Here is a 25,379-nt window from a genome sequence, read left to right on the forward strand (position 1 = left end):
TTGATTGAATTCTACATCAACTGGATTACCTCAAAAATTAGCTGAATACCCGTTCTTTTCGCCTTTCATTGTCAGGCGTTTTTTCCAGGCAAAGTAGTTGTTTTTCTTCACCTCGCTGCTGTTGGCGATACAAGTAATACTTGTGTGTATTTTTTTAACTTTGACTGGAGCTTTTTATTTCTTTCGTCGTTAACAAGATTTACATCTGCCAGTTTTCTATTTGGTTGCAAAAAAATGTGACCGACCCAAGGTATAGATGCAGCATCGGGGTTGCACTCTATAAATTAAATTTTTTGGTTAGCCATTTGTTTGTGCTATCTGGATACTTGCCTGAGGCAGGAACGCCGCAGGCAAGGGCATAGGGGAAAGACAAGTTATAAGTTATGTTTATTTTGACTCATCTACTCACTAGATTTAGCACTCATTCTACATCGTCTAATTCATAGACTTTGATGTTTTGTATTCGATCAAATTGCTGCGCTGTCCCAGCAACCTACGCTGGTGAAACTGAATCTGACCTTGCAACTGGGGAAATCTGCCGATCGCACAAGATATAGCATAAAGCGCAGCATCCTTGGCAGGCCAATTCCGCTCTTGCTGCATCCGGCGATAAATTCGGTAAGTAAGCACCGGGTAGCCGGCCAGCAACCACAGGCTCCACCCGTGAGTAAACCAGGCTGTACCCAATGCTAGCACTGGCAAAACCAATCCCCAAAACCAGATTCTGAGGGTGTCTTTCACCCAGTGGCGTTCGGGGGTGTTCCCGTGCAGCCAAGAGCCCTCAGCATAAGCGTGACCCGCTCTTTGAGAGCGCTTCCACCACTGGTCAAAACGAGTCATTTGAGCGTCGTGCAGGGTCATTTCTGCATCTAAGCGATCGATTTTCCAACCGTTTTGGCGCAGCCTCACGCACATTTCCGGTTCTTCGCCGGCTATCAGTGCGGGGTTGAAACCACCGACTTGCTCGAATGCTTTGACTCGCATCATTGAGTCGCCACCGCAGGCTTTTGCTTCGCCGATGGGGGTGTCCCACTCCATGTCGCAGAGTCGATTGTATGCTGTGGCTTCGGGGAATTTTTCGCGCCTGCGCCCGCACACTACAGCTAATTCTGTGTTAGCTGCGAGTTTTTGCTGGGCTGTTTCGAGCCAGCCGTCAACTACTTCGCAGTCGCCGTCTACGAATTGGACAAATTCGATGTCGGGAACTACTTGTCGCAGGCGGGCAAATCCTGCATTTCTGGCGCGGGCTGCGGTAAAGGGTGTAGATAGGTCTAGTTCAACTGTATCGCAGCCGATCGACCGGGCTAATTCCAAGCTGCCGTCTGTTGAGCCGGAATCGACATAAACCACCAAAGCTACTTTGTCGATCGCCGATTGCAAGCACGCTTCGAGCCTCACGCCCTCATTTCGCCCGATCGCCACTAATCCAATTTGTTTCAAAGCTTACCTCTGGAATTCGACTTGCGAGCTGTTCTTTTAATATTTTAGTAACAGTCACGCTAATTTCACAATATCTTTATGCCAAAACTTTCAGCCAGTGGCTGTGGTGGACATCGAAGCTCGTTGAGCTTATCATATATTAAATCACATCCAATCCACAGTTTTTAATTCAGAATAGTTAACCATGCTAAACATTAGTTCTCTGTTCATAATTTACTGTAACGGTCAAGGAATAAGCCATATATTTTTGTCACTTTGCTCCGAGTGGAACCACTCTGACTTTAAAGCCCGCATGGTTGTTCCCAATTGCGATCCGCAATATCGCGGCTATAATATAGTTGAAGGTATACCCCGATATTTAAAATCGTTCTACTACAGGGGCAAAGATAGAGCGGAATCTTGTACTGAAAAACGTTTTTTGAGAGATTTCAATGATTTTGATGCAGCTTACTTGTGGCCTGGCACTTCAATCAAAACTATTAGAAAGGTAAAGCAGCGGGGCAAAACAATAATTTTGGAGCGTATTAACTGCTCTACTAAAAAGGCAAAATATATTCTTGACGATGCTTACGGCCGCTTGGGCATCTCTCCCCAACATGGAATTACAGATGCGATGATTTAGCAAGAAGATGAAGAAATGAGCTTGGCTGATTTCATTTTTTCTCCTAGTCCGGAGGTAAAAAAATCTTTTCTCGAAATAGGAGTTCCTGAATACAAACTGCTCTCTACCAGTTACGGGTGGTGTCCAAAGCGGTTCCCGAATATTTCGCCCCAAAAAGAGCCGTCAGACACCGTTACTGTGCTCTTTGTGGGCAGCATCTGCGTCAGAAAAGGCTCTCACTTGCTCTTGCAAGCCTGGGAAAAAGCCGGCATTAAAGGCAGACTGGTGCTTTGCGCAAGGATAGAGCCTGCAATTGCCGAAAGTTGCAGCGATATTTTAGGACGGTCTAATGTAATTCATATAGATTACACCACCAATGTTGGCGCGGTCTATGGCGAAGCTGACATTTTTGCCTTTCCGAGTCTCGAAGAAGGTAGTCCGCTGGTTACCTATGAAGCTATGGCTCACGGGTTGCCAGTTCTCACCTCACCTATGGGAGCGGGCGCAATTGCCCGGAACGGCAAAGATGGGATCGTAGTTGACCCCTACGACTCTGATGCTTTGGTTGAAAGCTTGCGAAAGCTTGCTTTATCGCCGGAGTTGAGAGCTGAGATGGGTTATAGTGCTCGCCAGCAAGCCGAGGAATTTACCTGGGCAAAAGTAGCACGCCGCCGGAAAGATTTAGTGCAGGAAAAATTGAAAGTTTAGGAAATAGGAGAATTCTCTGAAAGAATCGTTGCTTTGCAACTTCCTTTTTCCTGCAAATATTTCTAAGGGTGCATTTTCAGACTTACTGGTATTTCTTTTTCGATTATTTTTGCCGGAATTCCCACCGCAGTTGCACCGGGTGGCACGTCACAAACAACTACAGCATTGGCACCAATTAAAGCATGATCGCCGATCGTTACGGAGCGAATAATTTTTGCTCCTGCACCGATATCCACGTGACCACCAATTTTGACATCAGTAACAATTGTGACCTGTTGAAAAATTAGACAGTTCGGGCCAATAGACGCGCATGGATTAATGACTATGCCATTAGGATGAACCATAATGAGTCCCCCTCCTATCTGGCAGTTCAAAGGGATGTCAGTTCCAGTTACAATGCTCCAGAATAGATGCTGGATTACGTTCAACCTGGATAAAAAATACCCTAAAATTCCACCTTGCTGGCGCCATTTTTGATAGTTGCGGATAGATTTTAGAAGTTGGCGACTGGGATCGTACCACTGGCGAAGTTTTTCGCGGCTCCAATCTGGTTCTGTGGCAGAAACGACAGGTGTAGTTGTGGGAGCAACGACTGGTGTAGTTATTGATTCAAGCATTCTTTGTGCAATAAAACAGATAAGATATACTGACAATCATCTGACCATCCATTATCAGTATATGATAACTGCTTGATGATTGACAATATTTTTTAAAATTCTCTAGCAATCATATTTGAGTTGTAAGGTTTTTGTAGGTTGCCAGGTTTTTAGAGTAGGTATGGCGGGGCACTAACGGACAAGTTGTTACAATCAATACAGAATTGCCATACGATCAACTTATGATTATTTAGTTAACCGAGTTGATGTTGATGTATACAAACAATCAGTAGCGCACTCTGTTTGCAACAATCACTGCAATAGAATTCCACGATTTCGTAAAAGTATCTATCACTATAGAGGCGGTAGCTCTCTAGTTTATTGAAGTAATAGAAGAGACAGGCTACTTTTTCTGATACTAATTTAAGGATTGTTTTCGACAGGGCGGGATTTGAGAATTTTGGCCGGAATGCCAACGGCAGTTTGACCCGCAGGAACGTCTGATAAAACAACAGCATTTGCACCGATATTTACGTCGTCTCCCAGGTTGACTTTGCCGAGAATTTTTGCTCCGGCGCCGACGTTCACCCGATCGCCCAATTGAGGCGATTCTAGGGGTTTTTCCAAGTAGCGGTTCCCCAGCGTAACGCCTTGGCGGATAATGCAGTCGTCACCAAGAGTGCAATGTCCGTGAACGATGATACAGCCTTCGTGTTCAATGACGACTCGGCGGCCGAGCTTGACTGTGTAGGGCAAATCTATGCCGTAGGTGTTGCGGATTTTTCGGTAGAGCGATCGATACAGAATGCTCAACGGAGCTCGCAGTAGTTTTGGTTCTACCTGCATCCTCCAGACACCGAATCTTTGAACTGCTACGGCCCGAAATCCCGGTTTTGTCCAGTCGCGTCCGTGAGCGATCCAGTCTTCTTGAATCTGCTGCCACAATCCCAGTGCAGGGGTTTCTACTTGATTTTCACTTGCTATTAAATTTGACTCCGTTACCATAAGCTGTACTCAACATTCTGTCTGGTTTAAGTTATTACTAGATGCCACCTATCGTCAGATGTCTATCTTATTTTTCAGGGATTTTCAACCCGGTTTCTTCAATTTAAAATATTAATACTGGGTGAATTAAGCAATCTTTCGCTTGCCAGGATAAACCTAGTTTCTCTGGTTTTATTTTTTTTACCAGAAAGCATTGGCTTAAAGCCTCTCCCTTGTAGGGAGAAATTAAAAGAAGACTATTCATTACTCCAATCCTCTTCCTTCCAAGTAGAGATCGCTGTCAACTATCAACTGTCAACTATCAACTGTCAACTAAAAAATACCCTTTAAAAAATTTTTGAATCTTCTATCTTACCTCCCTTTAAAAATACACTATTCATTACAAAATCGGTGAGCATTTTTGGTGGGTCGCCGTCTGGCTTACCTTGAAGTACGCGGCGCACCCTCCAGGCTGCAAAGCCCGAAGCCCAGGAGACATCAGTTAATGCTGTGTAAACCAAGCCGTAGTTTTTGAGAAAGTACCTGCGCCGGGAATCAAACCAATACTGTGGCAGTCGCTTAGGGGCTTTTTTGGTGTCAGTAACACCTGAGCTTTGACCTACTAGGTGAACCACGCGACTTTCAGGTACATACCAGCAACTCCAGCCAGCTTTGTTTGCTTGTAGACAAAAGTCCATTTCTTCGCAGTACATAAAATAAGCTTCATCCATCAAGCCAATCTTTTCAAATACTTCGCGACGGACGATCATGCTGGCTCCAGCTACCCAATCAGTTTGACAGATTTCTTGGGAAATAGGAGACGCTGCGATCGAGTTTGCCAATAACTTGGATATAAAGCCCGTCCGCCAACCAAAATCTAGTTCGGTCAAGAGATTGTGAAACCGAAAAGCTGACTCCTGTGGCGTTCCGTCGGGGTCTTCCAAGCGGCTGCCGGCGATACCTGCGTCGGGATGAGTCTCCATGAAATCGACCAGGGCTTTTAAGGCTCCGGGGCGAACTACGGTGTCTGGGTTGAGCAGCAGGAAGTATGGAGGGGGATTGGTGGATTGCAGGGCGGGACGGATCAGGGCGTTGTTGCCGAAGGCAAAGCCGCCGTTGCGCTCTAGGGGCACGAAGGATGCCCATTCGCTCCAGCCGAAGGTGTCTATGGCGGCTGGTATTTGTTCGTTAGAACTGTCGCCTGAAGCGTTGTCTGCTACTGCAACCCGCATACCGGGGAGCGATCGCACTTCGCTAACTAGAGAGTGCAAGCAGTCAATGGTCAAACCAGGGGTTCGGTAGTTAACAATGACGACAAGTAGCGGATAGGGATGATTGGGCGGACTGGCATTGGACATAGGTGCAGTTGTTGGTTTAACAACTTTTTAGCTCAAGTTGTATTGATTTGGCAAGGTAGAGCGATCGCTATTTGAGGTATCGCCTACTTTTTTGATGGCTCCTACATATTTTACAAAAGCTGCCACTATTTTTCACCTCTAGTCTTGAAAAGCCTACTTTACTCTTAATAAAAACCCCAAATAACGCCAAAAAATCTTCGGAAAAAGCTTGTTATATAAGGGGTTTGAGTATTGTTGGATATGTCTATTTATTTCTATAGAAGTATGACAATCGCATTTCTGTAAGCTGGGGCTCCATTTGGGGGTCGTAGGCACCCTCCCGACTGTTAATTAAATCTGCCCACGGTAGGCTTTGAGTTTCAGCTTGCCATTTTTCCACCAAGTCTGCAACGCGGCCGATGGGTTTAGCGGGAACACCGGCAACTATATCGCCTTCTGCGACATCTTTGGTGACGACGGCACCGGCGGCGACGATCGCATTGGGGCCGATGGTGACGTTGCGGAGGACGAGGGAGTTGTAGCCGATAAATACGTTGTCACGGATGTCTATTTTGCCCACAGCATCTAGTTTGACGTTGTACGCCTGGTTAAGCATGGCGATCGAGCCGTCGTGGCCGATCAAAGTACAGGTGGAAAAGTGAACGTTGTTGCCGATGCGGACGTAGGTGGGGTCTGTAAACACCGTGCTTGGCAGAATTGTGCAATTTTCGCCGATCGAGTAAAGGTTGCCGTGAAGGCGGAGAAATTGGGTGTACTCCTCGGAACTCGGCTCGCAGAATTTGACGTAGAGGCCTCGGAACTTGCCGTAGCGCATGGCAAAGTGGCGAAGGATTTTCTGAAAGGTTGATTTAATCATTATTTTCCTGAGCCTTAGTAAATTTAAGAATATTGGCAGACATACTAACCGCTGTTGTGCCAGGAGGTAGAGCTGACAAGATGACAGCGTTGGCACCAATGTTCGTGTCATCTCCGAAAGTGATGCTGCCGATAATTTTACCACCATTGCTCAGCCATTGATTCGATCGCCCAATTGATGCCCTTCTACGCCGTGGTGGAGAGTGCAATTGTCCAAGCTTACGTATTGGCGGATCGTGCAGTCGTCGCCAACTAATAAAAATGAACGATCCTCGCGCCTTGATGTTCCAAAACTAGCTAGCGGCCGAGTTTAACAGTGTCGGGCAAGTCTCTGGTGTAGGTGTTGCGACTCTATAGCTGCTGTTGCTGGCGATCGCCAGAACTCTATTAGACATCAACCGAAACTATGTTTTTGCTTAAGCAGGACACTGGTTTCAGCTTTTTTGCGAGATTTCTATTGTTAAACTGAGCATTTTTTCTTAAATAAAACTATAATTAAATTGGCGCTAACATCTTGTATGTCGCCATCTGATAGCATTTATTTTATTTTATTTCAACAGTTTGCGAGTTAATTAAACACGAGCATTTGCTAATTATATAGCTGTATTTACTTGTTTAGTGTTCGGGCTTAAAGTCGATACTGCCGATAAGCCTGACTTGCGGCTCGGTGCAGCAGCGAATGCCGGTAAACCAACCCCTTCGTGTCATCGGCATAGCCACCGCCAATCACGCAGGCAACGGGATAACCACCAGCCAAACAAGTAGATAAAACTTGCATTTCCCGGCGAAATAAGCCCGTATCAGTTAAAGATAATTTTCCCAGTTTGTCTGCCTGATGAGGGTCTACTCCGGCATCATACAATACTAAATCTGGCTTGACATCCAAGAGTAAATCTGGTAAGTATTTAGCCAAGGTTTGTAAATATTCGTCGTCTTCCATACCGACAGGCAAAGCTACATCTAAATCACTCTTTTGTTTAGTGCCGGGAAAATTTACCTCGCAGTGCATCGAAAAAGTAAAAACGCTGCTGTCATCTTGGAAAATTACAGCGGTTCCATCTCCTTGGTGCACGTCTAAATCGACAATTAAGACTTTGCGAACTAAACCCATTTTTTGCAAAACGCGACAGGCGATCGCCAAATCGTTGAAAATACAAAAACCAGACCCATAATTTGGGAAAGCGTGATGAGTTCCACCGGCAGTATTGCAAGCTAAACCGCATTCTAAGGCAAGCTTGGCAGTTAGTACCGTCCCGGAGGAGGCGATACAAGTGCGGTTGACTAGGGCAGGACTCCAAGGCAGGCCAATGCGTCGCTGAGCTTTGGCATCCAGCGTCCCGTTGCAGTAAGCTTGAACGTAGGCGCGATCGTGGACTAATTGAATCCATTCTGTCCCAAACTGTTCCGGCGCGTGAAATTGCGATCGATCTGCTACCCCGTCGGCGAGTAGCATTTCGTAAAGCAGCCCGAACTTTGCCATCGGGAAGCGGTGACCGGGCGGCAGAGGTGCAACGTAATCTTCGTGGTAGATAATTGGTAAGTCCATTAAGATGATTGTAGAACGATTGAATCTCCAATTGAAAGCCTGCAATCTCAAATTTAAATTCGCTGGAGAACCTGTATATGCAACTAACAACAGTCTGGCAGTCCGGCAGCAACGAGCCCGAAAATGCTATCAACCTCGATCATATCAGTCAGTGGTGGGGAAACCTCAACGGCAAAGAAATTAGCTGGGTAGAGCGACTGATTCCACAAAGCGGTGGCTTGAGCGAAATTCACTGGCACCCCCAGCGTTTTGACGAAACATTTGTCATAGTCAATCCCGAAATTCGCGACGACACTCTCTATTGGTACAAACCTGATAGTCCGGTGGAACGAAACACAATAGTTCAGAAACTGGAACTAGACAACGTGCAACAGCAATTGTACTTTTATCCTCAATTGGAATCAGACATAGTAATTTGCATCGGAATTCCCAAAGTTAAATATCAAACACTTGAATTTAAAAATCTCGAAATCGCCTGGGGAGAAGATAATATTATGCTGCTGTGGGATGCGGAACAAGAACTTGAAATCAAAATCGCCCTCAGCCCCGAAAATATTGTTAAACTTCATAAATTATTGGCAAATAAGCTGCCAGTAATTTAAACAGTATCTTTAACAGAGGTTTTGAAACAAGTCTCAATTTCTCTGCTCTTGTTCTCTTCTCCTGCGGGAGTCCTCAGAGGCAATTTGTATTGGTAGCAGCTTAGCGGATCTGGCAAAAATATTCTTTTTGCTGAGGATTACAAAAGTTTCTTGAATAATTTGGTCTGGGATGGAATCGCTAGATTAACTAAAATATCGCAGATGCTGCTAACAGTAGAAGATACAACAATGGCAGAAGAAAAAATGCTGATCAACAAAGAAAATATCCAGATTCTAATTATTGACGATCAACCGAATAATCTCCGGTCTTTATCAAATATATTGACAAAACAGGGGTATAAAGTTCAGCGAACGATTTCGGGAGAAATGGCGGTAAATGCTAAATTTACCGTTCTTCCAGACTTGATTTTGCTAGATATTGCCATGCCCAAAATGAACGGATACGAAGTCTGCAAAAGACTGAAAGCTAACGAAAACACTCGCGAAATACCGGTGATTTTTTTGAGCGTTTTTAATGAAACTTTTCAGAAAGTCAAAGCTTTTGAAGTCGGCGGCGTTGACTACATTTCTAAGCCTTTTCAAATAGAAGAATTTTTGGTTCGGATTGAAAGTCAACTGACAATACAACAGCTCTCGAAACAATTAAAACAGCAGAATGCCGAACTGCAACGAGAGGTAGAATTTCGCAAGCGAACAGAAAAAGCACTCCGGGAAAGCCAAGGGCGGTTGCAGAAATTGGCGGTCAATATACCGGGAGTTATTTATCAATTTATTCAAAATTTGGATGGAAGTTTCAAAGTTGAATATATCAGTTATGCGGCTCGGGATATTTACGAATTTGAGATTGAAGAAATATTAAAAAATCCTAATGTATGTTTTGATCAAAATCATCCTGATGACAGACAATATCTGGAAAAACAAATTGGCGAGAGCGCTCGAACTTTAGAACCTTTTGCTTTGGAATGGCGGATTGTTACGCCGTCGGGAAAACTAAAATGGCTGCAATCTAATTCTCGACCAGAAATGCGTGATAATGGCGATATTGTTTGGTATGGGGTACTTTTTGATATCAGCGATCGCAAGCAAGCAGAAATAGAATCGGCCTCAGCTAAATCTGCTTTAGAACGGCAAGTTCAGCGAGAGTTGCTGATTGCAAAAATAACTCAAGAAATTCGATCAAGCTTGCAGCCGGAAAAAATATTTCAAACGGCTGCAACTCAAATCGGTCAGGCATTCCGCGTCAATCGCTGTTTGATTCATACTTACGTTACTAGCCCCCAAGTCGATCTTCCTCTGGCGGCTGAGTATCTCGAACCGGAGTGGGAATCAATGCGGAACGCAATTGTTCCAATTTGGGGCAATCCTCACGTCGTACAAATGATGATCCAAGACAGGGCGATCGCCTCCGACGACGTTTACTCAGAGCCTCTTTTGCAAGCTGCTAAATCGATTTGCCGCGTGGTTGGGCTGAAATCGATGCTGGCAATTCGCACTTCCTACCAAGGGATGGCAAACGGCGCTATTTGTTTGCACCAGTGCGATCGCCAACGGGAATGGACAAAAGATGAAATTGACTTGTTAGAAGCTGTGGCGAGTCAAGTCGGAATTGCGATCGCTCAAGCTCAACTGATCGATCGAGAAAAAAACCGAGTCGGGCAGCTCGATCGGCAAAATAAACAGTTGCAAGCAGAAATTCGCACCCGCGTCCGCGCCGAACAAGCTCTGCAAGAATCCGAAGCTGAATTGCGGGCGATTTTTACCGCCATGACTGACCTAGTTTTAGTCAGAAATTCAGAAGGGCGCTGCATCAAAATCGCCCCGACAGCAGCGGTCAATTTGGTAAAATTTCCCACCGAAATGATCGGCAAAACCGCCCACGAAATCTTACCGGAACCTGCGGCAGATTTGGTATTAAATACCATCCAACAAGTTCTCAAAACGAAGCAAAGCATCAATATTGAATATAGCTATAGACACGGAGAGCGCGAAGTTTGGCTAGACGCTAAAGTTTCTGTGCTTTCGCAAGACTCAGTGATTGTGGTAGCGCGAGATATTAGCGATCGCAAACAAACAGAATCTGCACTCCGAGAAAGCCAGCACTTCATTCAGGCGATCGCCGATTCCAATCCCAACCTATTGTACGTTTACGATTTAATTGAACAGCGAAATGTTTACTGCAACCGACAAATGGCTGCGATGCTGGGCTACACGCCTCAAGAAATACTAGATATGGGTACAACAATGATGCCAACATTGCTCAATCCCGAAGATTTACCAGACTTTCTTGAGCGCGTTCAACAAGTAGAGCAAGCCAAAGATGGCGATGTTATTCAATGTCAATACCGTATGAAACACAAAAACGGTGAATGGCGGTGGATACACAGTTGGGATACAGTATTTATCAGAACCACTGACGGTAAACCCAAACAAATTCTAGGCACGGCTAATGACTTCACAGACCGCAAATTAGCAGTCGAAAAACTGCTCGCATCGCAGCAAAGAATCTCATTTTTATTGCAGCAAACGCCGATCGCAGTGATCGAGTTAAACCTAAATTTAGAAATTATCACTTGGAATCCGGCGGCGGAAGCTATTTTTGGCTACAGCGAGTCCGAAGCCAAAGGGAGAGTCGCCGCCGATTTGATCGTACCTGAAAGCTACCGCGAGCAAGGAGCTGAGATTTTCAATCGTGGCTTGAGGGAGAAATCCAGCCCCATTTCCGAAAATCTGACCAAAGACGGCAGAATTATCATCTGCCAGTGGTACAATACTCAATTAATTGACGAGAAAGACAGAGCGATCGGCATCGCTTTAATGGCTGTAGATATTACCGAACGCCAGCAAGCACAAACTGAACTGCAAGAAAGTGCTTTGCGACAAAGAGCGATCGCCCGAATCATTGAAAGAATGCGCCAGACATTAGATCTCCGAGAAATTTTTCAAACTACAACCCGAGAATTGCGTCAAACCATGAAATGCGATCGAGTCGCTCTTTACCGTTTCAATCCTGACTGGAGCGGCGAATTTGTAGCCGAATCCGTTGACAGCAAGTGGGCTTCTTTCATGCAAGCACAACAGCTCGATTCTAACTATACAGAAAGTGCCTTAGAAAACGAAAACTGCCTCGTCAAAAGATTCGATAGCACCTCCCAAAAAGTATGCGATACCTATTTGCAAAACACTGCTGGCGGGGCATACAGCCGAGAGAAAACTTACCTTTGCGTCCCAGACATTTACAAGCAAGGATTCAATAGTTGTTACATCCAACTCTTAGAAAGATTTCAATCCAGAGCCTACATTACCGTGCCAATTTTCTGCGGCGAAAAACTCTGGGGACTTCTAGCATCCTATCAAAATTCAGCTCCCCGCCAGTGGAGCGAAGCTGAAATAAACGTTGCAGTTCATGTCGGCACTCAGCTAGGAGTAGCATTGCAGCAAGCAGAATTGCTCGCCCACACTCAAAGACAGTCAATGGAACTACTGAAATCTAAAGAAAATGCCGAAGTTGCCAACCGCGCCAAAAGCCAATTTCTCGCTTCCATGAGCCACGAACTCCGCACGCCTCTCAATGCCATTCTCGGTTTTTCGCAAGTCATGGCTCGCAACAGTTCCATCACGCAAGAACAAAAAGAATACATAGCAATTATTAACCGCAGCGGCGAACATTTACTGGAACTGATCAATGATGTTTTGTCAATGTCCAAAATAGAAGCCGGTCAAATTACTATCAATCAAAGCCGCTTCAATCTCTACAACCTTCTCAGCAGTCTCAGAGAAATGCTGCAACTAAAAGCCAACTCAAAAGGGTTGCGCCTCATCTTTGAAAATATCGGTGATTTGCCACAGTACATTGAAACAGACGAATCGAAATTGCGGCAAGTTTTAATTAACCTGCTCGGCAATGCAATTAAATTTACTCAACAGGGAACCGTTACTTTGTGCGTTAGCAGCCAAGTAGAAAATAACGCCGCAGGACAAGAAGAAGCCCAGTTGCATTTTGAAATTGCCGACACTGGTCCCGGCATTTCTCCATCTGAAGTTATTACCTTATTCCAGCCATTTGTGCAAACCGAAACAGGTCGTAAATCAATGCAGGGAACCGGGCTAGGATTGCCGATTAGTCAACGGTTTGTCAAGATTATGGGAGGTAATATTGCTGTTGAAAGTCAACTCGATCGAGGCACAATTTTTACTTTTAATATCCGCGTTAACGTCGTAACAGAAAGTGACGAACAAGAAAAATCGGCGGTTCAACAAGTTATTGCTTTAGAAGCCGGACAGCAAACCTATAGGATATTAATAGTTGAAGATGTAGCGGAAAATCGCCAACTGCTGTTTAAGCTCCTCGTACCGCTGGGATTTGAAGTCCGCGAAGCAACTAACGGTAAAGAAGGAGTTGCTTTGCAGTCTACTTGGAAGCCGCACCTGATTTTGATGGATATGCTGATGCCAGTTATGGACGGCTACGAAGCTACAAAACAGATCAAGCAAACTCCCGAAGGTAGAGAAATAATAATTATTGCCCTGACTGCGAGTGCTTTTGACGAGCAGCGACAAATAATTTTGTCTGCTGGTTGTGACGATTTGATCTGTAAACCGTTTCGGGAAGAGGTACTATTTGAAAAGATAGCGCATCACCTGAATCTGCGTTATATTTATGAGGAAGAAAGCTCATCTATTTCTGATTCAGCACCGAGACTGCTTCAAAGTTTGACCACCGAGGATTTGAGTGTAATGCCCGCAGACTGGGTGGTCGATTTATACCAAGCAGCACTTTGCGTTGATGACAACCGCATCCTGCAACTGATCGCGCAAATTCCCGAAAATGAGGCAAATCTTGCTAATGCTTTAACAGATTTAGTCGATAATTTTCGGATAGATATCATTATAGATTTAACTCAATTATATTATGATGAACGACGAGCCATTACCAGCGACTCCTAGAGACATTCTGATCGTTGACGATATGCCGGACAACTTGCGACTTCTATCGACTATGCTAGAAGCCTACGGCTATCAAGTCAGGAAGGCTATTAACGGAAAACTGGCTCTGCAAGCAGCAAAAATGTCTCCTCCAGATTTGATTTTACTAGATATTAATATGCCGCAAATGAACGGCTATGAAGTTTGTGAAAATTTAAAAAAAATTGAAAAGACTAAAGATATTCCGGTGATTTTTATTAGTGCGCTAGATGATGTGATGGAAAAAGTTAAGGCTTTTCAAGTAGGAGGAGTAGATTATATTACTAAGCCGTTTCAAGTAGAAGAAGTTTTGGCCCGCGTGGAAAGCCAACTTTCTTTGCGTTTGCTGCAATCGAAACTGGAACAGCAAGCTAGGGAACTGCACGATCGCAATTCGAGATTGCAGGAAGAAATCGTGGAACGGCAGCGGGCACAAGAATCAATCAGGTTTTTGCTGGACACTACGCGGGCGATCGGCGAATCTGTAGATTTTAACTCAGCTTTGGAAGTAATTCTGCACCAAGTCGGCGAAACAATCGGATGGGATTTAGGAGAAGCTTGGATTCCCAATTCAAAAGGAACTGCCTTGCAATCTGCCCGGGGCTGGTATGCCAGCAGCGCGAACATGGAATCGTTCCGCACTCAAAGCGAACAACTGACATTTCCCATGAATATTGGGCTACCGGGACGAGTTTGGGCATCCAAGCAACCGGAATGGGTAGAAGATATTTCCCAGGGATACCCACTTTTTATCAGAAGTAAAATAGCACTAGATATAGGATTTAAAGCAGGTTTTGGCGTGCCGATTTTGGTAGGCGATGAAGTATTGGCAGTGCTAGTTTTCTTTAAAATTTCTCCCTGTCGGACAGACGCGCGATTTATAGACGTTTTTAATGCAGTCGGCACTCAATTAGGTTCTTTGGTTAAGCGCAAACAAGCAGAAGAATTGCTGCGGATTGCTGAAGAAAGATATCACAGCATTGTAGAAAATGCGATGGAAGGAATTTTCCAAAGCACGCCTTCAGGAGTATTTCTCAGCGCTAATCCAGCTTTGGCAAAAATGTACGGTTACGACTCGCCAGAAGCACTGATGTCCGGCATTAAAAATATTTCTGAGCAACTGTACGTTGACGCGGAACACCGCCTCGAATTCGTGGCTGCTATGGATGCAAAAAATGCCGTTTCGGGGTTTGAATCTATGGTATGCTGCCAAGACGGACGGCGGATTTGGGTGTCAGAAAATGTCCGCGCAGTTCGCGATTCAAAAGGTGCGTTGATGTACTATGAGGGTACTGTTTCTGACATTACAGAGCGAAAATTAGCGCAAGAAGCACTCAAAACTCAACAGGAAAAAAGCGAGAAGTTACTGTTAAATATTTTGCCCCAAGCAATAGCAGAACGCTTGAAGGCGGAGGAAAGTACAATTGCTGACAGTTTTGCAGAAGTCAGTGTGTTATTTGCTGATATTGTTGGCTTTACTGAGTTGTCTGCGAGAATGTCTCCCACGGAGTTGGTAAAGCGCTTGAACGTGATTTTTTCCCACTTTGACCAGTTAGCTGAAAAGTACGGTGTGGAGAAAATTAAGACTATTGGTGATGCTTACATGGTAGTCGGGGGATTGCCTACGCCGAGAAATAATCATGCTGAGGCGATCGCCCAAATGGCCCTGGGAATGCAGGCAAAAATAGCCAAGTTGTCGGCCGAGACAGGAGAAAAACTAGCAATTCGCATCGGCATCAATTCCGGGCCGGTGGTGGCGGGAGTGATTGGTGTTAGCAAGTTTACCTATGATTTGTGGGGAGATACGGTGAATGTGGCGTCGAGGATGGAGGGTACGGGTTTTGCTGGCAGAATTCAAGTTACTGATGTTACTTATGAGCTTTTGAAAGATCAGTATTTGTTTGAGAAGCGAGGGATGATTCCGATTAAAGGTAAGGGGGATATGATGACTTATTGGTTGCTAGAAAAAATTAGTCAGTTGACAGTTGACAGTTGACAGTTGTCAGTTGTCAGTTGTCAGTTGTCAGTTGTCCTTGGGAATTGGGAATTGGGAATTGGGAATAATGTTTTTGTGGGACGTTGCTCAAAGCCAGCCCCGGAGCGGGATTGTGCTGCTATGATGAAAGAAGTTAACGAAAATTTACATTTAGAACCGTGACAGCACAACAGCTAGTATCTGCAACGAGTTTTGAAAAGCTAATTTGGACTTGGAAAGGTCACAAAATCCAATATACCGTCCAAGGAACCGGCCGCCCTCTGGTGTTGATTCACGGCTTTGGGGCTTCGATCGGACATTGGCGGCAAAATATCCCCCCACTGGCTGCTGGTGGCTATCGCGTATTTGCGCTGGACTTGTTGGGATTCGGGGCTTCTGGCAAACCAGCCCTCGATTACACTTTGGAATTGTGGGAAGAATTGCTGACAGATTTCTGCGCGGAGTTGGTACAGGAACCGGCGGTATTTGTCGGGAATTCGATCGGCGCTTTGCTGAGTTTGATGGTAGTCGCCAACCATCCAGAAATATCAGCCGGCGGTGTCTTAATCAACTGTGCCGGCGGACTCAACCATCGACCCGAAGAACTTAGTTTTCCGTTGGGATTAGTCATGGGGACTTTTGCTAAATTAGTTCGATCGCCTATCATCGGCCCATTTGTCTTCAATAACATCCGCCAAAAACACCGCATCCGCAACACCCTGCGCCAAGTCTACGGGAACCGCGAAGCCATCACCGACGAACTGGTAGAACTCCTCCACGCACCCTCCTGCGAACCCGGAGCTCAACAAGTTTTTGCCTCAATTCTCACGGCCCCAGCAGGCCCTCAACCGTCAGAATTGCTGCCAAAAGTCGATCGCCCGTTATTGGTGCTGTGGGGCGCAGATGACCCCTGGACGCCCATTACCGGCAGCCAGATTTACCAAGAATTGGCCGCCAACGGTAAACCAGTGAAATTTGTGTCAATTCCCAACACGGGCCACTGTCCCCACGATGAGCGGCCGAAAGAGGTCAATACTCTAATTTTGGACTGGATGCGAGAATTGAACTAAAATTTTTCGGCGGAATGCAAGGTTTGGGCGATCGAGCAAAACCCTTGCATTGCAAAGGTTCTACCTCGTTTCACCGCACCGGTAGCGGACTCAAAAAAAAACTTTCGTTAAAAGTGTTGACAGATTCCACCGAGTTAGCTATATTGATGGACGTGTGAGGAGCGAACCAGAGAAAGCACCGAGACGAAACACGGCCAGTCGTCGGTGCTTTTTCTGTGGAAAGGCATTTTTAAAATCTGAATTATACTGTGGCGCGAGATAACAGGCAAGATGCCTGTTCCACAATTCTGATATCAATGGAGAGCAGATCACAGGCAAGATGCCTGTTCTACAATTGATCACAGGCAAGATGGCTGTTCTACAATTGATCACAGGCAAGATGCCTGTTCTACAAGCAAGATCAACGATCGCCCAAAACAAATTGTTCGATCGCCAACGCCACTCCATCTTCCTCCACATCCGGCGCCACCCAATTAGCAACAGCCTTCACGCCATCAGGAGCATTCCCCATCGCCACGCCCACACCCGCGTAAGCAATCATTTCTAGATCGTTAAAATTATCGCCGATCGCCATCACATTCGCGGCCTGCAAACCCAAAAGTTCCTCCGCCAAATACTGCACCGCATCTCCCTTATTCGCCGAAGGATGCGTCGCTTCAAAAAAAGTAGCAACCGAGCGAGTTAAATAAAGCTCCGCAGGTGTGTATCGCTCCCGCATACTGATCAGTAACCCGTCTAGTACCTCCGGATTCTGGCACAAAGCCAAGACTTTCGTCGGTTCCCCCGGAATATCTCGCCGCAAATCTTTAATCACAATTGGTTCAATGCCCGATCGTTCCGCATAAAGTCGGGTAGCTGTGGTAATTTCCGGCACATAAAGTTTGTCGTCAATGTAGAAATGGATCGACAGGAGCGATCGTAATTCCGGTGCTTCAAAATGCTCTAACAGTTGCAAAGCCCTTTGTTTCGACAGCGGCAAGTGACGCAGCCGCTTTTGAGTCGCCATGTCTTGAATCCACGCGCCCTGGTAGCAAATCAGCGGCAAAGTTGAGCCGATGTCGCGATGAAAACGCAAAGCCGACTGGTACATCCTGCCCGTAGCCACAGCCACTTTCACGCCCCGCGACTGGGCTGCTAAAATTGCCTGCTTGACTGGTTCTCGGATCTCATTGGACAAACCTGCGATCGTGCCGTCGATATCCAGTACCAGTAGTTTAATCTCTGCGGTGCCACAAGGGCGATCGGTCGCAGTAGCTGGATTTGAGGCAGTTATATTCTGCATGATTGTTTTGAGATTTTACCTGTTGATTTGCACGCACCAGTTTATTTTGCCACTGCCGGGATAGCAAAATGCAGCTTTTGATTTTTTGAATACAATATAGATAACTCAGTCAACGCCAAAAAAGTATTGAGGATGAGCCTGTACGGGCGAGTGCCGGCTAATATCACAAGATACAAGCGACTAGACTGCTACAAAACCCGCCCTTCCCATCTAATGTTTATTTGTAACCACTTACTTAATATCCATAATAGCAGCCAGTTTACTGCCGTAAAAATCGCCCTCAACCTGCATTTTTTATTTCCACTTACTTAATAACTGTACCTTTCAAGTCATTCTCAAAACAGCATGATTACCATTCCAGGATACCGCATTGACACAGAACTTTATACAAACCCTCACACAGTTATTTATCGAGGAATACAGCTTGATGAACAAAAACCCGTTATCCTCAAAACTCTCACGCCAACCTACCCTACCCCAGCGCAAATAGCCCAACTCCTGCACGAATCCGAAATCCTTAAAAATTTGAATTTGCCAGGAATAGTCAAGCTTTACAAACTCGAAAAATACAATCACTTTCCTGTTTTAATTTTAGAAGATTTTGGCGGCATTTCCCTAAAACAATTTCTCAACAACAACCAGCTAGAGTTACAACAATTTCTGCAAATTGGCAGAAAACTAGCGGAAACTATCGGGCAACTCCACGAACACCACATCATCCACAAAGATATTAAACCCAGTAATATTATTGTCAATATCGAAACGGGGGATGTCAAAATTGCTGATTTTGCGATCGCCTCCCTGCTACCAGGCGAAAACCCAGCCCTCAGCTATCCCCATTTACTCGAAGGAACCTTCGCCTATATGTCTCCTGAGCAAACGGGACGCATGAATCGGGCGATCGACTACCGCACAGATTTTTATTCTTTAGGCGTCACATTTTATGAAATGCTCTGCGGCGAATTGCCTTTTAATGCCACAGATCCGATGGAATTAGTCCACTGCCATATTGCTAAAATACCCGTTTCTCCTGGCGCAAATAGAAAGCAGAAAGTCAAAGCCAGAATCAATCAAACAGAAAGCGAGGAGATTCCTCAAGCCGTTTCCGATATCGTGATGAAACTATTAGCAAAAACCGCCGAAGACAGGTATCAAAGTGCTTTCGGACTTTTGTACGATTTAGAAAATTGTCTCGCTCAACTCCAAACAACCGGCGAAATTTCTCACATCACCATCGGCGAGCAAGATCGATCGAGTCACCTGCAAATTTCCCAAAAACTTTATGGGCGAGAAGCCGAAGTTAATCTGCTACTAAATAAATTCGATCGCATGAAGCGGGGGAATACAGAAATCCTGCTCATTTCCGGTTCTGCCGGTTTGGGCAAATCGTCGCTCGTCTATGAAATTTACCAACCCATCATGCGGGAAAACGGGTATTTTATTGACAGCAAATTTGAGCAATTTAAGCGCGATATTCCCTACGCTTTTTTGCTCCAAGCTTTTCAAGACTTGTTGCGGCCAATCCTCACAGAAACTGCCGCCCAAGTCCAAGTTTGGAGACAAAAAATCTTAAATGCTCTCGGCGGCAATTGCCAAGTAATTATTGAAGTTATTCCAGAAGTAGAACTAATTGTCGGGCCGCAGCCCCCAGTCCCAGATTTAGGAGCAAATGAATCTCAAAATCGCTTTAATTTAGTATTTCAAAACTTCATCCGTATCTTTACCAAAAAAGCACACCCGCTGGTAATTTTCCTCGATGACTTGCAGTGGATAGACTCAGCATCACTCAAATTAATCCAACTGCTAGCAACTGATTTAGAAAGTCAATACTTGTTAATCATTGGAGCCTATCGAGAACAGGAAGTAGATGCAAATCATCCCGTAATGCTGACGGTGGCAGCAATTAGCAAAGCAGGAGGGACTGTAAGTGCGATCGAACTTTCGCCTTTAGATATTAACAGCGTCAATCAATTCGTTGCAGATACTCTAAACTGCGCCCCAGAAAATTCGCTAACTTTAGCAGAATTGCTGTTTCAAAAAACAGGAGGAAATCCATTTTTTTTAACTCAATTACTGAAGTCTCTTTACTCAAAAAAATTGCTAAAATTTAAATTTGCACCTGCCCACAATTCTATCTGTGGAGCAGAAACTAACATTTCTGACTTGACCCAAAACAATGCCTATCCAGTTGTGAAAAACTGCAAAATTACAGGCGAGTGGCAGTGGGATATCGACCAAATACAAGAAATAGGAATAACTGACAATGTTGTAGAATTAATGATAGACAACATTCAGAAACTTTCAGGAAATACGCAAGAGCTGCTCAAATTAGCCGCTTGTATAGGCAACAAATTTGATTTAGGAATTCTCTCCAAAATCAGCGAACAACCTCTGGCTTCCGCAGCAACAGACCTCTGGGAAGCACTTCAGTCCGGTCTAATTTTACCAGTGAATAACGCTTACAAAATTCCGATCGCACTAGCAGCAAGCACAGAAGTAACAGACCAAATATCTAGACACTTTACAGATGAATTTTCCCTACCAGTTGCTGATGCTGCTAGGGCGACTTATAAATTTTTGCACGAACGAGTTCAGCAAGCAGCTTACGCTTTAACCTCCGAATCTAAGAAACAAGAAACTCATCTAAACATCGGTAGATTTCTGCTAGAAAACGCGCCTCCAGAGCAATTAGAAGACCATGTTTTTGATACAGTAAACCAACTAAATGCAGCCAGAAGAATTATCAACAGTGAATTAGAAAAATTTCAATTATGCCAATTAAATTTAATTGCAGGCCGCAAAGCCAAAGCCAGTGCAGCTTACGAACTTGCCGTTAAATATTTAACCGCAGGTATTGAATTGCTTCCCATGCAAAGTTGGCAAACCGACTACGACTTGACTCTTGCACTCTACGAGTCAGCCGCCGAAGCAGCTTACCTCAATACCGATTTTGAACAAATGGAAAAATGGGCAGAAATTGTCCTGGAACACGCCACCAATGAACTAGACAAAATCAAAGTTTTTGAAATCAGAATCACAGCTTGTGCGATGCAAACCAAACTGCAAGAAGCGGTAACAATTGGTCGGGAAGCACTCACAATGTTAGAAATAAACTTTCCAGAATCGCCTATTCCCCTCCACATTCAGCAAGCACTTACGAAAACCACAGCTTATTTAACCGGAAAAAAGATAGAAGATTTAATAGACTTGCCGATGATGACCAATCCGCGTAAATTGGCAACTATGCGCGTGCTTTCCAGTATGTTGTCAGCTACGTTGATAGTTGAACCAGTGCTGCTGCCGCTGATTGTCTGCGAGCAAGTTAATTTATCTATCAACTACGGAAATTCTGCTTTTTCTGCCTTCGGTTATGCTAATTACGGAGCAATTTTAAAAGGAATAGTTAGAGATGTTGAATCTGGCGAGCGATTTGGTCAATTAGCCTTGAATTTGATCGATCGACTAAATGCTTTAGAATTCAAAAGCAAGACGCTTAATTTAGTTGCCTTTATTTTAATGCACGGCAAGCATCATGTTAAAGATACTTTACCGCTGTTAGAAGAAGCCTATCAAAGCGCCCTAGAAAATGGTGATTTAGAATCGGTTGGATATGCTGCTGTAAATATTTGTCAGTCATTGTATTTCATCGGTCAAGAATTGTCACAGCTAGAACTAAAAATGGCAAATTACAATCATTTGCTGTTTCAACTCAAGCAAGAAACGGTATTGACTTGGAATCAAATATATCGGCAAACAGTTTGGCAATTGATGGGAAAAATGGAAATCCCAGACATTTTGTTAGGTAAAGCTTACAGCGAAGAAATATTATTGCCGCTGCTGTTGAAAATTAACGATCGGGTGGGTCTCCAGCACTTTTATTTGCAAAAATTAATAATAGCTTATTTATTTGGTAATGTCGATCTAGCGCTAGAGAATGCAGCGCAAGCCGAAGTTTATTTAGACGGAGTTGTAGGCTTTATCAATGTTCCTGAATACCATTTTTACGATGCTCTAGCCCGACTCGCAGCATATCCATCTGCAACAAAGGAGGAACAAGAAGGGCATCTTTTTTGTGCAACCACTAACCTAAAAAAACTGCAAAAAAAAGCGCTTTCTGCGCCGATGAATCTTCAGCATAAATGCGATTTAATTGTTGCAGAAAAAGCACGAATTTTGGGCGATATTGTCAGAGCAATGGAATATTACGACTGCGCAATTGAAGGAGCACAAGAAAACGGATACATACAGGTACAAGCACTCGCAGCAGAACTAGCAGGCGCATTTTATCTATCCATAGGACGAGCAAAAATTGCTAAAACTTACTTGACAGAAGCGCGTTATTGCTATCAATGCTGGGGAGCGAAAGCGAAAGCAGCGCATTTAGAATCAAAATACTCGAACTTACTAACTTCAGCCTCGATTTCAACTAATATCGAAATTCACAAATCTACTAGCAGCGCTTGCACTACGAGCGACAGTGCAGGCGTGCTAGACTTGACAACAGCAGTCAAAGCATCGCAAACTTTGGCCGGCGAAATAGTTCTAGACAAACTGCTGGCAAAACTGATGAAAATTGTGATTGAAAATGCTGGAGGGCAAAGAGGTTTTTTGATACTAGAAAAATCTGGCAAATGGGTGATTGAAGCATCAGGATATGTGGATGCTGATCGCGTTTCTGTCATGCAATCAATTCCCATTGATTTTGTAGAAGAGAATCGACAAGTAACGCTGTTGGCAGTTGCAGTCGTCAACTACGTCGCCCGCACCCAGGAAAGTATTGTTTTAAATGATGCCTCCAGCGAAGGACAATTCACTCGCGCACCCTATATAATTGCCGTTCAACCTAAATCAATTCTTTGCACTCCGTTAATCCATCAAGGCAAACTCAACGGCATTTTATATTTAGAAAACAATCTAACTACAGGCGCTTTTACGCCAGACAGGTTAGAACTATTAAAACTGCTATCTTCTCAAATTTCTATTTCGATCGAAAACGCCCAACTTTACACCAATTTGCAGCAATTTAATCAAAATCTCGAAATGTTAGTACAGCAGCGTACTTCCGAGCTTTCCCAAACTTTAGAAGACCTAAAATCTGCCCAAAATAAACTGGTTGAATCGGAAAAAATGGCGGCTCTCGGAGGGTTGGTTGCAGGTGTTGCTCACGAAATCAATACTCCCATCGGCATTGGTATCACCGCCGCCTCGCTGCTGTCTGAAAAAGTCACAAAATTTTTTGATCTTTACAGCAAGGGTCAAATTAAACGATCTGAGTTAGAAAAATTCCTGGATACGACTCTGCAAAGCAGTAATATGATCTTATCCAACCTCACGCGGGCGGCTGACTTGATTCACAGTTTTAAAGAAGTGGCTGTAGATCAGTCGAGCGAGTTAAAACGCACGTTTAATGTGAAAAATTATCTAGAGGAGATTTTGACATCCTTAAGTGCCAAACTAAGAAGAACTAAGCACAAAGTAGAGATTAAGTGCGATGAAAGTATTGTACTAGACAGTTATCCGGGCGTGCTGTGTCAAATTGTGACAAATCTGGTGTTGAATTCCCTAATTCACGCTTACGATGGAGAAGATGAGGGCATTATGGCTTTTGAGATCGAGCTGGAGGGCGATCGGCTAATCTTTGAATATACCGATAACGGCAAAGGAATTACCCCAGAAAATCTCAGTAAAATTTTTGAACCGTTTTTTACCACCAAAAGAGGTCAGGGCGGCACAGGATTGGGACTGCACATTATTTACAACCTGGTCACGCAAAAACTAAAAGGCACAATTAACTGCGAAAGTCAAGTAGAGAAAGGCACAAAGTTTATGATTGAATTTCCCGCTAAAATTAGCAATTAGTTATTATACTGCCAGCATTAATATAATTTAATTTAATTTAGGAGAACGATAAATGTCAGAAGCCAATAAAACTCTGTTCGCTGCGGGCGATGACGAATTAATCGCGGCGGGCGACGATGAATTAATATTTGCCGAAGAAGACGAGGCGGAAAAAAAGCCGATCGCAGGCAGTTGGAAAATCTTAATTGTAGATGATGAAATAGAAATTCATAATATTACAAAACTTGCCTTAAATGATTTTATATTTGAAAACAAACTGATCACATTTGTCAGCGCTTTTTCCGGCAAAGAAGCCAAGGAAATGATTCAAGCCCATCCAGATATAGCATTGATTTTACTCGATGTAGTTATGGAAACAGAAGAGGCAGGCTTGGAAGTAGTAAAATACATCCGCGATATTTTAGACAATAAGATAGTGCGGATTATTTTACGCACTGGACAGCCGGGACAAGTCCCAGAAGATGTAGTAATTGTCAGCTACGATATTAACGATTACAAAACTAAAACAGAACTGACAAACAAAAAGTTATTTACCACGGTAGTAACAGCACTGAGAGCATTTCGCTCCCTGACTCAAATCGAAGCTAGCAAAAGCGAACTTGAAAAAATTGCCATAGCTTATGCTCGATTTGTCCCCCGCGAATTTTTAAAATTTCTTAAAATTGAAAGTATTGTTGATGCCAGATTGGGAGACTCTGTACAGGCAGAAATGACGATTATGTTTGCTGATATTCGTTCGTTTACCAGTCTGTCAGAAAGTATGTCTCCGCGAGAAAATTTTGAATTTCTCAACTCTTACTTGAGCCGAGTTGGCCCAGTGATCCGACAGTACAATGGTTTTATAGATAAATACATTGGTGACGGGATTATGGCTTTGTTTCCTAACTGTGCTGAAGATGCCGTGCAAGCAGCAATTGAGATGCAGCAGCAAGTTAAAATCTATAATAAACATAGACAAAATAGCGGCTATCAACCTATTTCGATCGGGATTGGTTTGCACACAGGAACTTTAATGTTGGGTACTATTGGTGAAGCGGAACGGATGGAAAGTACGGTAATTTCTGATGCTGTAAATTTAGCCTCTAGGGTCGAAGGATTGACAAAGCTTTACGGAGTTGGTATTGTTGCTAGCGTTCAGACTTTGTGCCGGATTGATGACCCCCAACATTATAAGTGCCGATTTCTCGATCGCGTTCAAGTAAAAGGGAAACAAACGCCGGTTGCTGTTTTTGAAATTTATGACGGCGACTCGGATATTATGATCGAGCTCAAAGGGCAAACCCAAACTGATTTTGAACAGGGGATTTTTTTTCACTACCAGCAGCAATTCGCGCAAGCAAGGCAAATGTTTCTGCGCGTCTTGCAAGTTAACAAGTATGATAAGGCTGCATCTTTTTATGCGGATCGCTGCGATATGTTGATGAAGAATGCTGTCATTATGACTTTAGAAGGAATAGAGATATAGGGCATTGGGCATTGGGCATTGTTGGCTGTTGTTATTTGTGAGTGGCTACCAATGACTAATGACTAATGACTAATGA

16 protein-coding genes are annotated in these 25,379 nt (G+C 44.2%); 8 read left to right on the plus strand and 8 right to left on the minus strand.

Annotated features, from left to right (window positions below; genetic code table 11):
• Nucleotides 1-435 precede the first annotated feature (435 nt).
• Complete coding sequence (locus QUB66_RS19630; RefSeq protein ID WP_265239763.1) at nucleotides 436-1,440, minus strand: glycosyltransferase; 1,005 nt, start codon at nucleotides 1,438-1,440, stop codon at nucleotides 436-438.
• 292 nt (nucleotides 1,441-1,732) lie between these two features.
• On the opposite strand from QUB66_RS19630, the gene QUB66_RS19635 reads away from it, so the two are divergent.
• Nucleotides 1,733-2,062 (plus strand): hypothetical protein, encoded by a 330-nt coding sequence (locus QUB66_RS19635; RefSeq protein WP_265239762.1) that lies wholly within the window; start codon nucleotides 1,733-1,735, stop codon nucleotides 2,060-2,062.
• A 21-nt stretch (nucleotides 2,063-2,083) separates the two neighbouring features.
• A complete protein-coding gene (locus QUB66_RS19640; protein WP_265239761.1) occupies nucleotides 2,084-2,749 on the plus strand; it encodes a glycosyltransferase family 4 protein in 666 nt (221 codons plus the stop codon).
• A gap of 62 nt (nucleotides 2,750-2,811) precedes the next feature.
• Here the strand turns inward: QUB66_RS19640 and QUB66_RS19645 are convergent, their stop codons facing one another.
• The 6 genes from QUB66_RS19645 to QUB66_RS19670 form a co-directional block, all read right to left on the minus strand.
• Nucleotides 2,812-3,366 carry a serine O-acetyltransferase gene (locus QUB66_RS19645; protein WP_265239760.1) on the minus strand — a complete coding sequence of 185 codons (555 nt, stop codon included), beginning with the start codon at nucleotides 3,364-3,366 and terminating at the stop codon, nucleotides 2,812-2,814.
• Between the two features lie 402 nt (nucleotides 3,367-3,768).
• On the minus strand, nucleotides 3,769-4,350 hold the full coding sequence (locus QUB66_RS19650; protein ID WP_265238500.1) for a serine O-acetyltransferase: 582 nt from the start codon (nucleotides 4,348-4,350) through the stop codon (nucleotides 3,769-3,771).
• A 326-nt stretch (nucleotides 4,351-4,676) separates the two neighbouring features.
• Nucleotides 4,677-5,687 carry a glycosyltransferase family 2 protein gene (locus QUB66_RS19655; protein WP_265238499.1) on the minus strand — a complete coding sequence of 337 codons (1,011 nt, stop codon included), beginning with the start codon at nucleotides 5,685-5,687 and terminating at the stop codon, nucleotides 4,677-4,679.
• A 244-nt stretch (nucleotides 5,688-5,931) separates the two neighbouring features.
• Nucleotides 5,932-6,543 (minus strand): acyltransferase, encoded by a 612-nt coding sequence (locus QUB66_RS19660; RefSeq protein WP_332969396.1) that lies wholly within the window; start codon nucleotides 6,541-6,543, stop codon nucleotides 5,932-5,934.
• Nucleotides 6,536-6,751, minus strand: a complete 216-nt coding sequence (locus tag QUB66_RS19665) for a hypothetical protein (protein WP_265238496.1) — start codon at nucleotides 6,749-6,751, stop codon at nucleotides 6,536-6,538. Before QUB66_RS19665 ends, QUB66_RS19660 begins: the two co-directional genes overlap by 8 nt.
• A gap of 419 nt (nucleotides 6,752-7,170) precedes the next feature.
• Nucleotides 7,171-8,088: a histone deacetylase family protein gene (locus QUB66_RS19670; protein ID WP_332969398.1), complete on the minus strand. Its 918-nt coding sequence runs from the start codon at nucleotides 8,086-8,088 to the stop codon at nucleotides 7,171-7,173.
• Between the two features lie 77 nt (nucleotides 8,089-8,165).
• On the opposite strand from QUB66_RS19670, the gene QUB66_RS19675 reads away from it, so the two are divergent.
• The 4 genes from QUB66_RS19675 to QUB66_RS19690 all read left to right on the plus strand — a co-directional run bounded on the left by QUB66_RS19675 (nucleotide 8,166) and on the right by QUB66_RS19690 (nucleotide 16,697).
• Complete coding sequence (locus tag QUB66_RS19675) at nucleotides 8,166-8,690, plus strand: hypothetical protein (RefSeq protein ID WP_265238493.1); 525 nt, start codon at nucleotides 8,166-8,168, stop codon at nucleotides 8,688-8,690.
• Nucleotides 8,691-8,891: 201 nt separating this feature from the next.
• On the plus strand, nucleotides 8,892-13,634 hold the full coding sequence (locus QUB66_RS19680) for a response regulator (protein ID WP_332969399.1): 4,743 nt from the start codon (nucleotides 8,892-8,894) through the stop codon (nucleotides 13,632-13,634).
• A complete protein-coding gene (locus QUB66_RS19685; protein WP_332969400.1) occupies nucleotides 13,600-15,648 on the plus strand; it encodes an adenylate/guanylate cyclase domain-containing protein in 2,049 nt (682 codons plus the stop codon). The genes QUB66_RS19680 and QUB66_RS19685 overlap by 35 nt, the downstream gene beginning before the upstream one ends.
• Before the next feature lie 158 nt (nucleotides 15,649-15,806).
• Entirely contained in the window at nucleotides 15,807-16,697 is an 891-nt protein-coding gene (locus tag QUB66_RS19690; protein WP_332969401.1) for an alpha/beta fold hydrolase, read from the plus strand.
• 400 nt (nucleotides 16,698-17,097) lie between these two features.
• Here QUB66_RS19690 and QUB66_RS19695 read toward each other — a convergent pair whose 3' ends face one another.
• Nucleotides 17,098-17,979, minus strand: a complete 882-nt coding sequence (locus QUB66_RS19695; RefSeq protein WP_332969402.1) for a Cof-type HAD-IIB family hydrolase — start codon at nucleotides 17,977-17,979, stop codon at nucleotides 17,098-17,100.
• A 345-nt stretch (nucleotides 17,980-18,324) separates the two neighbouring features.
• On the opposite strand from QUB66_RS19695, the gene QUB66_RS19700 reads away from it, so the two are divergent.
• Together QUB66_RS19700 and QUB66_RS19705 are read left to right on the plus strand one after the other, a co-directional pair.
• Complete coding sequence (locus tag QUB66_RS19700; protein WP_332969403.1) at nucleotides 18,325-23,838, plus strand: trifunctional serine/threonine-protein kinase/ATP-binding protein/sensor histidine kinase; 5,514 nt, start codon at nucleotides 18,325-18,327, stop codon at nucleotides 23,836-23,838.
• A 52-nt stretch (nucleotides 23,839-23,890) separates the two neighbouring features.
• Nucleotides 23,891-25,303 (plus strand): adenylate/guanylate cyclase domain-containing protein, encoded by a 1,413-nt coding sequence (locus tag QUB66_RS19705; RefSeq protein WP_265238481.1) that lies wholly within the window; start codon nucleotides 23,891-23,893, stop codon nucleotides 25,301-25,303.
• The last annotated feature ends 76 nt before the right edge of the window (nucleotides 25,304-25,379 follow it).

This window comes from Microcoleus sp. A2-C3 (genome assembly GCF_036706065.1).
Classification (GTDB): Bacteria; Cyanobacteriota; Cyanobacteriia; order Cyanobacteriales; family Microcoleaceae; genus Microcoleus.

What these genes read in the sequence shown, in the direction of transcription:
- QUB66_RS19675 (WP_265238493.1), top strand. Translation starts at nt 8,166, where the DNA reads ATGCAACTAACAACAGTCTGGCAGTCCGGCAGCAACGAGCCCGAAAAT.
- QUB66_RS19655 (WP_265238499.1), bottom strand. Translation starts at nt 5,687, where the DNA reads ATGTCCAATGCCAGTCCGCCCAATCATCCCTATCCGCTACTTGTCGTC.
- QUB66_RS19645 (WP_265239760.1), bottom strand. Translation starts at nt 3,366, where the DNA reads ATGCTTGAATCAATAACTACACCAGTCGTTGCTCCCACAACTACACCT.
- QUB66_RS19660 (WP_332969396.1), bottom strand. Translation starts at nt 6,543, where the DNA reads ATGATTAAATCAACCTTTCAGAAAATCCTTCGCCACTTTGCCATGCGC.
- QUB66_RS19650 (WP_265238500.1), bottom strand. Translation starts at nt 4,350, where the DNA reads ATGGTAACGGAGTCAAATTTAATAGCAAGTGAAAATCAAGTAGAAACC.
- QUB66_RS19705 (WP_265238481.1), top strand. Translation starts at nt 23,891, where the DNA reads ATGTCAGAAGCCAATAAAACTCTGTTCGCTGCGGGCGATGACGAATTA.
- QUB66_RS19700 (WP_332969403.1), top strand. Translation starts at nt 18,325, where the DNA reads ATGATTACCATTCCAGGATACCGCATTGACACAGAACTTTATACAAAC.
- QUB66_RS19680 (WP_332969399.1), top strand. Translation starts at nt 8,892, where the DNA reads ATGCTGCTAACAGTAGAAGATACAACAATGGCAGAAGAAAAAATGCTG.
- QUB66_RS19670 (WP_332969398.1), bottom strand. Translation starts at nt 8,088, where the DNA reads ATGGACTTACCAATTATCTACCACGAAGATTACGTTGCACCTCTGCCG.
- QUB66_RS19695 (WP_332969402.1), bottom strand. Translation starts at nt 17,979, where the DNA reads ATGCAGAATATAACTGCCTCAAATCCAGCTACTGCGACCGATCGCCCT.
- QUB66_RS19635 (WP_265239762.1), top strand. Translation starts at nt 1,733, where the DNA reads ATGGTTGTTCCCAATTGCGATCCGCAATATCGCGGCTATAATATAGTT.
- QUB66_RS19685 (WP_332969400.1), top strand. Translation starts at nt 13,600, where the DNA reads ATGATGAACGACGAGCCATTACCAGCGACTCCTAGAGACATTCTGATC.